Origin of the sequence: Shewanella pneumatophori (genome assembly GCF_023283895.1) — a bacterium.
GTDB classification, from domain to species: domain Bacteria; phylum Pseudomonadota; class Gammaproteobacteria; order Enterobacterales; family Shewanellaceae; genus Shewanella; species Shewanella pneumatophori.
Genome location: NZ_JAKILB010000004.1, coordinates 293,491 through 304,860, shown reverse-complemented (window position 1 = coordinate 304,860; position 11,370 = coordinate 293,491). Strand labels below are relative to the sequence as shown.

General features: G+C 42.8%; 8 protein-coding genes. 5 read left to right on the top strand and 3 right to left on the bottom strand.

What is annotated here, in order from left to right; all coding sequences use genetic code 11:
• Nucleotides 1-133: 133 nt before the first annotated feature.
• The 3 genes from pfaD to L2740_RS21455 all read left to right on the top strand — a co-directional run bounded on the left by pfaD (nt 134) and on the right by L2740_RS21455 (nt 4,693).
• Nucleotides 134-1,762, top strand: coding sequence for an eicosapentaenoate synthase subunit PfaD (gene pfaD, locus L2740_RS08490; RefSeq protein WP_248949623.1), 1,629 nt, complete (start codon nt 134-136; stop codon nt 1,760-1,762).
• Nucleotides 1,763-2,153: 391 nt separating this feature from the next.
• The gene (locus L2740_RS08485) at nt 2,154-3,731 is read left to right on the top strand and encodes a sensor domain-containing diguanylate cyclase (protein WP_248949621.1); all 1,578 of its coding nucleotides are present in this window, start codon (nt 2,154-2,156) and stop codon (nt 3,729-3,731) included.
• A gap of 407 nt (nt 3,732-4,138) precedes the next feature.
• The gene (locus tag L2740_RS21455; protein ID WP_275974106.1) at nt 4,139-4,693 is read left to right on the top strand and encodes a prepilin-type N-terminal cleavage/methylation domain-containing protein; all 555 of its coding nucleotides are present in this window, start codon (nt 4,139-4,141) and stop codon (nt 4,691-4,693) included.
• A 171-nt stretch (nt 4,694-4,864) separates the two neighbouring features.
• Here the strand turns inward: L2740_RS21455 and L2740_RS08475 are convergent, their stop codons facing one another.
• Both L2740_RS08475 and L2740_RS08470 read right to left on the bottom strand, forming a co-directional pair.
• The gene (locus tag L2740_RS08475; protein WP_248949619.1) at nt 4,865-5,779 is read right to left on the bottom strand and encodes an ornithine cyclodeaminase family protein; all 915 of its coding nucleotides are present in this window, start codon (nt 5,777-5,779) and stop codon (nt 4,865-4,867) included.
• Nucleotide 5,780: 1 nt separating this feature from the next.
• Nucleotides 5,781-6,953 carry a DSD1 family PLP-dependent enzyme gene (locus L2740_RS08470; protein ID WP_248949618.1) on the bottom strand — a complete coding sequence of 391 codons (1,173 nt, stop codon included), beginning with the start codon at nt 6,951-6,953 and terminating at the stop codon, nt 5,781-5,783.
• A gap of 197 nt (nt 6,954-7,150) precedes the next feature.
• Here L2740_RS08470 and L2740_RS08465 point away from each other — a divergent pair, with 197 nt between their 5' ends.
• Complete coding sequence (locus L2740_RS08465; protein ID WP_248949617.1) at nt 7,151-8,077, top strand: LysR substrate-binding domain-containing protein; 927 nt, start codon at nt 7,151-7,153, stop codon at nt 8,075-8,077.
• A gap of 138 nt (nt 8,078-8,215) precedes the next feature.
• On the opposite strand, the gene L2740_RS08460 is transcribed toward L2740_RS08465, so the two are convergent.
• Nucleotides 8,216-10,537, bottom strand: a complete 2,322-nt coding sequence (locus L2740_RS08460; protein ID WP_248949616.1) for a penicillin acylase family protein — start codon at nt 10,535-10,537, stop codon at nt 8,216-8,218.
• A gap of 340 nt (nt 10,538-10,877) precedes the next feature.
• Between L2740_RS08460 and L2740_RS08455 the strand changes: the two genes are divergently transcribed.
• The gene (locus L2740_RS08455) at nt 10,878-11,129 is read left to right on the top strand and encodes a hypothetical protein (RefSeq protein ID WP_248949615.1); all 252 of its coding nucleotides are present in this window, start codon (nt 10,878-10,880) and stop codon (nt 11,127-11,129) included.
• Nucleotides 11,130-11,370 lie beyond the last annotated feature (241 nt).

Below are 11,370 nucleotides of genomic sequence, written 5' to 3'. Positions count from 1 at the left end.
GGCTGCGCGCTTTTTTCTGGAAATTGAGCAAAAGTATCTGCGTCCTAACTCGATTTATAAGAATGGTTTAATTGAAAAGAACAACAGCTAAGAGCCGCAAGCTCAATATAAATAATTAAGGGTCTTACAAATAATGAATCCTACAGCAACTAACGAAATGCTTTCTCCGTGGCCATGGGCTGTGACAGAGTCAAATATCAGTTTTGACGTGCAAGTGATGGAACAACAACTTAAAGATTTTAGCCGGGCATGTTACGTGGTCAATCATGCCGACCACGGCTTTGGTATTGCGCAAACTGCCGATATCGTGACTGAACAAGCGGCAAACAGCACAGATTTACCTGTTAGTGCTTTTACTCCTGCATTAGGTACCGAAAGCCTAGGCGACAATAATTTCCGCCGCGTTCACGGCGTTAAATACGCTTATTACGCAGGCGCTATGGCAAACGGTATTTCATCTGAAGAGCTAGTGATTGCCCTAGGTCAAGCTGGCATTTTGTGTTCGTTTGGAGCAGCCGGTCTTATTCCAAGTCGCGTTGAAGCGGCAATTAACCGTATTCAAGCAGCGCTGCCAAATGGCCCTTATATGTTTAACCTTATCCATAGTCCTAGCGAGCCAGCATTAGAGCGTGGCAGCGTAGAGCTATTTTTAAAGCATAAGGTACGCACCGTTGAAGCATCAGCTTTCTTAGGTCTAACACCACAAATCGTCTATTACCGTGCAGCAGGATTGAGCCGAGACGCACAAGGTAAAGTTGTGGTTGGTAACAAGGTTATCGCTAAAGTAAGTCGCACCGAAGTGGCTGAAAAGTTTATGATGCCAGCGCCCGCAAAAATGCTACAAAAACTAGTTGATGACGGTTCAATTACCGCTGAGCAAATGGAGCTGGCGCAACTTGTACCTATGGCTGACGACATCACTGCAGAGGCCGATTCAGGTGGCCATACTGATAACCGTCCATTAGTAACATTGCTGCCAACCATTTTAGCGCTGAAAGAAGAAATTCAAGCTAAATACCAATACGACACTCCTATTCGTGTCGGTTGTGGTGGCGGTGTGGGTACGCCTGATGCAGCGCTGGCAACGTTTAACATGGGCGCGGCGTATATTGTTACCGGCTCTATCAACCAAGCTTGTGTTGAAGCGGGCGCAAGTGATCACACTCGTAAATTACTTGCCACCACTGAAATGGCCGATGTGACTATGGCACCAGCTGCAGATATGTTCGAGATGGGCGTAAAACTGCAGGTGGTTAAGCGCGGCACGCTATTCCCAATGCGCGCTAACAAGCTATATGAGATCTACACCCGTTACGATTCAATCGAAGCGATCCCATTAGACGAGCGTGAAAAGCTTGAGAAACAAGTATTCCGCTCAAGCCTAGATGAAATATGGGCAGGTACAGTGGCGCACTTTAACGAGCGCGACCCTAAGCAAATCGAACGCGCAGAGGGTAACCCTAAGCGTAAAATGGCATTGATTTTCCGTTGGTACTTAGGTCTTTCTAGTCGCTGGTCAAACTCAGGCGAAGTGGGTCGTGAAATGGATTATCAAATTTGGGCTGGCCCTGCTCTCGGTGCATTTAACCAATGGGCAAAAGGCAGTTACTTAGATAACTATCAAGACCGAAATGCCGTCGATTTGGCAAAGCACTTAATGTACGGCGCGGCTTACTTAAATCGTATTAACTCGCTAACGGCTCAAGGCGTTAAAGTGCCAGCACAGTTACTTCGCTGGAAGCCAAACCAAAGAATGGCCTAATACACTTACAAAGCACCAGTCTAAAAAGCCACTAATCTTGATTAGTGGCTTTTTTTATTGTGGTCAATATGAGGCTATTTAGCCTGTAAGCCTGAAAATATCAGCACTCTGACTTTACAAGCAAATTATAATTAAGGCAGGGCTCTACTCATTTATACTGCTAGCAAACAAGCAAGTTGCCCAGTAAAACAACAAGGTACCTGATTTATATCGTCATAAAAGTTGGCTAGAGATTCGTTATTGATCTTTACTGATTAGAGTCGCTCTGTTTGGAAAAAGGTTTCTCGTTATCATCAAAATACACTCTCAAACCTTTAATCAATTACAACTTAGGCTTTCTGCGGGCATTTTTATCTTATTTGCCACAGCTGTATTTGCCTTTAGGTTTTGGGTGCAACTACCATTAATTGAGGCCTCATTAGTTAAATTATCTGAGCAAGAGCTCACCTCTTTAAATTACGCTTTTCAGCAAATGAGAAAGCCACTACAAACCATTAATTACGACTATGCGGTGTGGGACAGAACCTACAGCTATATGAAATCAAACTCAGCGAGCGCTAAAAGGTACTATGAAAAACATGAGTACCCAGATGATACGTTCAAGAGTTTAAAAGTCGACGGAGTATTTATATTCAACCGTACAAATCAGCCAGTTTTTAGTAAAGGTTTTAATCATAGAAATGATATACCGCTGGTCTTTGAATTAACTGACTTTAAACAACATCCACAAAACATCGCATTATCTCCACAAACCAAACAGGCACACCCACCGGCAAGTAAGCCGTTAGACTCCCCTGATGATGTGCCTTCTACCCATGGGGTTATCGCCACACGATACGGTCCAGCAATTTATAGCTCTACCAGCATTTTAAAATCTGATCGTAGCGGCTCCCAACTTGGTTATTTAGTCTTCATTAGGTTAATTGATGAATGGTTCATCGCTGAGCTATCGCAATACACTGCCGCAGGTGTTGAAATCGCTATGGCTGATGCCGCAGACGCACAATTAGCGAGATTAGGCGCAAACACTAAGCTTAATAAAGTAACCGCTACATCCGAACGGTTAATAACTAATGTCGATGGTAAGCCTCTGTTGAAGTTAGTGCTTTACCATACCAATAACCAACCGCCGCCGATGCTAGATTACAGTATAATAATTCTATTAGTTGAGATGTCATTTTTACTGATCCTCGCTTATTTCCTTTACTCCTACTTCTTAGTCAGGCCAGTTAGAAAGCTGGCTTCAGATATTAAAAAAATGGATAAAAGTCGTGAAATTAAAAAGCTAAGGTATCACTACCCTATTACTGAGCTAGTCAAAGTTGCGACTCACTTCAACGCCCTAATGGGGACGATTCAGGAACAAACTAAACAGCTTAATGAACAAGTTTTTATTGATAAATTAACCAATATTCCCAATCGTCGCGCTTTTGAGCAGCGACTTGAAACCTATTGCCAACTGCTAGCCCGGCAACAAATTGGCTTTACTCTCATCATTGCCGATGTGGATCATTTTAAAGAGTACAACGATACTCTTGGGCACCTTGCTGGGGATGAAGCATTAATAAAAGTGGCACAAACACTATCGCAACAGTTTTACCGTGCAGAAGATATTTGTGCCCGTTTTGGTGGTGAAGAATTTATTATGTTATTTCGAGACATACCTGATGAGCCCTTGCAGAGAAAGCTCGATGCGATGCTGCACTCTTTTGCAGAGCTCAACCTACCTCATCCAAACTCATCAACCGCTAATTACGTTACTGTGAGCCTTGGGGTTTGCACAGTTGTTGCTGTTGATGATTTTGAATTTAAAAGTGAGTCGCATATTATTGGCAGTCAGGCTGCATTAATCGCAGATAAGGCGCTTTATCATGCTAAAGCCTGTGGTCGTAACCAGTTGTCAAAAACTACTATTACTGTTGATGAGATTGAGCAATTAGAAGCAAATAAAATCGGTCATCAAGCCTAAACTCGTTCGAGTACTTTCCCCTAAGTCAGAGCTATTTGCCACTTCAAGATGTGGCTACAAGGCTTACTCTTTCAAAACCTGCATCAATAGAACACAGCAAAATACAATAATTTAAGTCAATTTAGCCTATTAAACAGAGTTAATGACAGCTCATGGTCGCAACTTATTAGCTATTTCTAGCAATATAAAAACTTATCCATTAGTAGTAACCAATAAAAAAACTAATATATAAAACTATTTAATCATTATTTTACAGATGATTAGCTACCACCCACCTTAAGCTGGCTATATTCGCACTAGTAAAAATAAACATTAGATCGGGTTCAGATCAATTTACGAGTCTCGTATAAAATGTACAATAATTCACTTAATTTAATACTGCATATTTTTACAAGTAGAGAGCGGTGATGAAACAAAATACGAAAGGCTTTACATTAATTGAATTAGTCATCGTGATTATTATTCTCGGTATACTTGCTGCTGTGGCACTGCCGAAATTCATCAATGTTCAAGATGACGCTAGGATCTCTGCGATGAGCGGTCAGTTTTCATCATTTGAAAGTGCCGTAAAACTATACCATAGCGGTTGGTTAGCCAAAGGCTACAACACTGCGGTTGAAAAGCTCTCAGGCTTTGGCCAAGGTAATGTTGCATCAAGTGACACAGGTTTTCCGTACTCAACATCAGGCACGAGTACTGATGTGCATAAAGCTTGTGGTGAACTATGGCATGGCATTACCGATACAGACTTCACAATTGGTGCGGTTAGTGATGGCGATCTAATGACTGCAGATGTCGATATTGCTTACACCTATCGTGGTGATATGTGTATCTATCGCGATCTGTATTTTATTCAGCGCTCATTACCTACTAAGGTGATGAACTACAAATTTAAAACTGGTGAAATAGAAATTATTGATGCTTTCTACAACCCTGACGGCTCAACTGGTCAATTACCATAAATTTGGCGCTTATCTAAGTTGTACTTGCTCTGACCGACACAAATAATGTCGTTTCTCAGCATATATCAAAATACACAGCAAAAATTTGGGGTTAGCTATATAGCTAACCCCAAATCATATCTAACTTTACACTGCATCTAATTCCAAACAGTATCCAGCCAAAAGCCTAAACTATTGTTGACTCAGCGCTAAAATATGCGATGCAACAAACAAGTCTTGGATCGCAATACCTGAGCTATCAAAAATGGTCACCTCATCAGCACTTTGACGTCCTGTTGCGGACTCGTTTATCACCTGACCAATCTCAATTATCGGCGTATTTCTGCTATGTTGAAACTCACCAATAACAATAGATTGAGAAGCAAAGTCGCAAAACAAGCGAGCATGACTATATAGGTCAGTTGGCAACTCTTGCTTACCCACTTTATCAGCGCCCATTGCAGAAATATGCGTTCCTGCTTGTACCCACTGCGCTTCAAATAAAGGCGCTTGAGCTGTGGTTGCTGTGATAATAATATCTGCTTGTTCACAAGCAGCTTGTGCATCACAAGCTTCGGCATTAATGCCTTTTTCTAATAAACGCTTAACCAAGTTTTCAGTTTTGCTAGCACTACGGCCAACTACCAATACCTTAGTTAATGAACGAACCTTGCTCACTGCTAGCACTTCATATTCAGCCTGATGACCGGTACCAAAAACAGTTAATACCGTAGCATCTTCTCTCGCGAGGTAACTCACTGCTACTGCATCGGCAGCACCAGTGCGGTAAGCATTAACGGTAGTGGCAGCAATCACCGCCTGCAACATACCGGTTAATGGATCGAGTAAAAATACGTTAGTGCCGTGGCATGGTAAACCATGTTTATGGTTATCAGGCCAATAGCTGCCTGTTTTCCAGCCGACAAGGTTTGGCGTTGAAGCCGACTTTAATGAGAACATTTCATTAAGGTTCGCGCCCTGTGCATTAACTACCGGGAACAAGGTTGCTTTATCATCTACGGCAGCGACAAACGCTTCTTTAACAGCGATATAAGCCAGCTCATGGGAGATGAGCTTTGATGTTTGCGCTTCAGTTAAATAGATCATATTACCACCCCTGCACTCGATTCCAGATCTCATAGCCACCATTATCACCATCAGTATCAAATACATGGTACTGAGCGTGCATTGAAGCTGTTGCACAGGCGTGGTTCGGCAAAATATGTAGACGACTACCTACCGGGAACTGCGCTAAATCAATAACGCCGCCATCAACTGCTTCAATAATGCCGTGCTCTTGATTAACAGTTATAACCTGTAGACCTGATAACACGTGACCGCTGTCGTCACACACTAAACCATAACCACAATCTTTTGGCTGCTCTGCAGTACCTCTATCACCCGAAAGAGCCATCCAACCCGCATCAATGAAAATCCAGTTTTTATCAGGATTATGACCAATAACACTGGTCACTACCGTTGCGGCAATATCAGTTAACTGACACACGTTTAGCCCTGCCATGACTAAATCGAAGAAGGTGTACACACCCGCTCTAACCTCGGTGATCCCATCAAGGTTTTGATAGCTTTGCGCTGTTGGTGTTGAACCAATACTAACGATGTCACATTGCATACCCGCTGCGCGAATGCGCTCAGCAGCTTGTACAGCCGCTGCAACTTCATTTTGCGCCGCATCAATTAATTGCTGTTTTTCAAAACATTGATATGACTCACCAGCGTGAGTGAGTACGCCGTGAAAACTCGCTGCGCCAGACGTTAGTATCTGAGCAATTTCAATCAACTTATCGGCTTCCGGTGGAATACCACCACGATGGCCATCACAATCAATTTCAATTAATGCTGGTATTTGGCAGTCATAAGAACCACAGAAATGATTTAGCTGATGCGCTTGCTCAACACTATCAAGTAAAACTCTTGCATTAATACCTTGGTCCAACATTTTAGCAATACGCGGCAACTTACCATCGGCAATACCTACTGCATAAATAATGTCTGTGTAACCTTTAGATGCTAAGGCCTCGGCCTCTTTTACCGTTGATACAGTGACTGGTGAGTTTTTAGTGGGTAATAAAAACTCGGCTGCTTCAAGTGATCTTAACGTTTTAAAATGCGGTCTTAGGTTTGCACCTAATCCTTCAATTTTTTGGCGTAGTTGACTGAGGTTATTAATAAATACTGGCTTATTTACATATAAAAACGGTGTATCAATTGCTTGATACTGACTTTGCTGAGTCGTGGAAAGTATTTGAGTAGATGGCATCTTTAATATCCTAGTTCATCAATCAATCTAACAAGTTTGATGCCTAGCCACAGTGGCTTGTATTCATGATGCTTTGGAAAATGCTTATATTCAAAGTATTTGAAAGACATCAAACTTCTTGTTTAATGCTCAGTATCCACCAGCACGCATTTATTTTATATTAACTATTATCAAGATATAGATTAGGTTCAAACCAAATGATTAGTACTGAAGATCTACGTTTTATCAGCGTAATCGCCAGTCATCGCACCTTAGCTGATGCCGCTAGAACACTAAATATCACGCCACCATCAGTGACATTAAGGTTGCAGCATATTGAAAAGAAACTATCGATTAGCCTGATCCAGCGTCCTTCACGCGTGGTCAGCCTTACCGAAGAGGGCCAATTGCTACTCGATAAAGGTCTCAGCATTTTACAAAGCTTGGATGAACTTCAAGAACTCATCGACCAACGAAAGTCTGTGGTATCAGGTAAGTTAAAGGTGTTAGCGCCGCTTGGGTTTGGCAACGATTACATAGCGCCATTACTGGCTGAGTACAAACTCTGTCATCCCCAGCTTGATATAGAGCTTGAATTGTCAGATAACCCTAATTGGTCAAATCATCATAAATGGGACATCATCATTTATATTGGCGCGCTTAACGATTCGTCATTAAAGATGATTACACTTGCAAGTAATCAACGTTTTATTTGCGCTTCGCCTGCCTACCTTGCTCGCATGGGGTATCCGCAAACGCCGCAACAACTCACCAAGCACGACTGTATTGCCCTTAGGGAAAACAACGAAGATGTGACCCTATGGCAATTTAGTCACAATAAACAACTCACGCACCAAGAGATAAGAATAAATCCAAGCCTTGCGAGTAACGAAGGCCGAGTGATCAAAGATTGGGCGTTAGCGGGACTTGGCGTTATTATGCGCTCAGAGTGGGATGTTCAGCCGCAAATAAACAGCGGCGAACTCGTGCGATTACTCCCCGAATACAGCTTACCCAACGCCAACATTGTTGCCCTGCTTAGCAGCCCAATGAAAGAGCGTTCGGCTCGAATATCCGGATTTGTTGATTTGCTGAAACAGCAGCTCGGCCAAGCTCCATGGCTGAAAGATAACGGCCAAAACTAACCTCACTCAAGCTAGGGAGCAAGGCTCCCTAGCTTGTTAGTTACTTAGCTCACTTATAACCAAACATCTGCTTACCAGCTATTTATCAAGCTAATTATTTATCAAGTAAACTAGGCATCAAGCTATCCGTTTAAAGCCTTAGTCAGTATAGCTTGGTAGAATTTGAAGTTGATAGATTGCCTCTCCCGGCAGTAATGGCGTATTTTGCTGAGCCGCGTATTCATCAAACCCTGCTCGATAGAACTCAGACAAAGGATGTCCAGATTGACCGCCGGGCACAGTCATTATCGCATTCTGCTCATCACCCGCTTGCACAATAAAGCGCTGAGAAGCACCAAATGACGCTCCTTGTACCGCAGGCATAAAGCTATCACCAAAACCTTCAACAACTGGCATATCTAACAAACCACTAAGTGCAGGCATTTGCTTAGAAAACGGGTGTTGAATTTTAAGCTGATTCACCTTACCCCAAGCAAGATCGGTTAATCGCCCTTGCTCACTATGTTTAGCAAGTAACTTATCACGGCTTTTAACGTAGCTAGCCAACATAAACTCTTGCCAATTTTTATATGCTTTTGGCAGCCAAGTTGGCGGCTGATGCTCAATAAGTTGCCACATTCCCGGCTCAAGGCTGCGTTTTATTGGAGCTAAACTCAACGATGATTTTGCAAGCTCTGTTTCAAGTGGCGCAAAAGTGCTATCAATAAGCTGAGTGCGAAAATGACGCACTAAGGTGTAGCCAACAGAATCGGCACAAGCACAAGCTTGCCAGTTTTTTACCTGCTCAATATCACGCGCATAGCGTTTAGGATCGCGCTCAAGCAAGCTTAATAATAAACTTTGCCAATCTTGTAAAAAGCGCGCTTGATTATCTAATTGCAGCTGATAAAAATCGTCAATCGAAAAAACATCAGACTCAAATAACCTATCTCTAATCTGGCTGCTTCTTGCTCCTAGCGCGTAGCCTCCATCACCAAGTTGCTCATGCATCTTAGCCGATACGACTCGAGAATTACCTGACCATAATCTATCTTGCTGTGGGTTAACCACTTGCGGTAACTGCCGATTAGGCTTTTGCCAATTAACAGGTTGAAACTCAATGGGGGCTATTGCTACATTGCTCGGATTCGTTCTCGCGGGGAAAGCGCCAGCAGGTTTCCATGCCGCATTACCTGAATCATCTACCAGCAACATGTTTTGCACCGGGATCCCCATAGTTGATGCTAACTCAAGCCCCGCTTCAACACTGGTAATACTGTCTAAATCCACCAGCTGCATATCAACGGCGTAAGGCTGATGTGCCACCCAAGAGAGCGCGTATTTTTGTTCGCCAAGCTGCTTTACCGGCCCATAAGGTGAAATTTCAATTTCATAGTTAACCTCAGAATCAGCTAGCGCTATGGTTTCATTTTCAATATAAATTGGCGTTTGTGCATCAATCGCTACCCAGTCGGCGGTGTCGATATACGCATTGGTAAAGCCCCATGCAACCTTGCCGTTACTGCCAACCACTATTGCAGGAGCCCCCGGCAAAGACACACCTGTGATCTGCACGTCTTGCGGTTGAGCAACTTTCGAATTTTGCAGCTTGTAGTTAAGTTGAGCGCGATACCAAATAATCGGCACCGCAAAAGACAGATGCATGTCATCAGACAACATCGCATTGCCATTGCTTGTTAAGGCTGATGTTACCGCCCAGTTATTACTGCCAATTTCTAAAGGCTCCGCAATATCGTAAGTAACAGCATGGCTAAGTAATAACGGATCCAGCGTAGGAATATTGCCGCTATCTAACGCAATAAGGCTCGAGTCCAACGCCGCTTGATAATGGCTTGGCTGTGTTACAAATTTGCGCATTTCTGGTCCAAATAGATGTTCAACTTTGGTCAAAGCTAAATCACGCTTGATTGTGTTGCCTTGTAGATCGAGATACATGCTAAAAATAACTAACAGACTGTCTGCTGGCAGCCAAGGTTTGGGTTTTGCACCAGTTAATAGGTACTCAAACGAATCAATACTTTGCGCTGCTATTGCATCATTCACTCCTTGAGCATAAGTGGTTAGCAAGGCTAGATGCTGCGGCTTTAGTGTTGCAATAATAATGTTGGCGCGCTTACGTAATTGATGGAAACGGCGACGCTTATCTAACTCAAGAGCTTTTTCACCGAAGATCTCAGCAAGCTCGCCCGCAGCGTTGCGTCTAAGAAGGTCCATTTGAAAAAAGCGATCTTGTCCATGAGCATAACCAAGACCATAAGCGGCATCTTGACGGTGATCGGCGCTAATAATTGCTGTACCTAAACGATCACGTTCCAACAAGACTTTGTTAGTAATACTATCCGAGTTCACCGAATGATTGAGCTTCGGCAGACTTGATGAAAATGCCCAATAAGTTCCTAAGGCCGCAATCACAGCCAAAGTGACAGTTGCTATAACCGCTATTTTTATTATTTTATGCATTGCTTTAGCTGCTCCCTGCGCAGACTTGCGCTTTATCTATGCTAAACATTTATCTAATAGCCATCTTAAACTGCGTTACAACAATGTTAAACACTCATTTGAATTTTATCTTAGCTGCAAAGCTCAGCACTAATAAGAGACAGCTTTGCTGGCTAAATAATACCTAACGATAAAATACGACAAGCACTGGTTATCGTTACTGCGTGATGTTACCGGGTGTTGTTACTGAATATAGATTGCTGAGTGTTATTACTGAGTGTAAGCCTATTAATGCCGCTTTAATTAGATGAGTTTTATGGCAAACTAGCTGACTGTAAATTCTGGCGCTGAAGAGAGATTAATGGCGAAACCTAATAAAAAAGGCCCAACTCAAACCGTTGAGATCTATTGCGCTAAATGTAAAACCCAACTGTTTAAATACCGAAAAGGCGGCAAAGGTGCATTAGTTAAATGCTTTAAAGAGCGCATTGTCGAAGACTACACCACAACGCCTTGCCAATGCCCAAGCTGTGAGCAAATCTTTGCCCGTGACACACTGATTAGAGGCGCGCCCGCCTTTAAGATGGTTGGTGGTAAGGTCACAATGAAGTAGCAGGCTTCGAATCAAGCCTGCTTAAATTTATCTTTATAGCGTTGCTATGGGCTAGATACCTTATCGCGGCTATGTCATTGAAGTCCACAGCCTTACATACCCAGTAATAGTAGCCTTCTTTTGGCTAAAGCGGTTTAGTATCTAACTTGGAGATGTCCAAGGTGAGCTAAAACCAAGCTTATTCATATTTTATTTGGATATATTCAGCTAAAAGTTATTCCAAGGGAGAATTACATCCGAT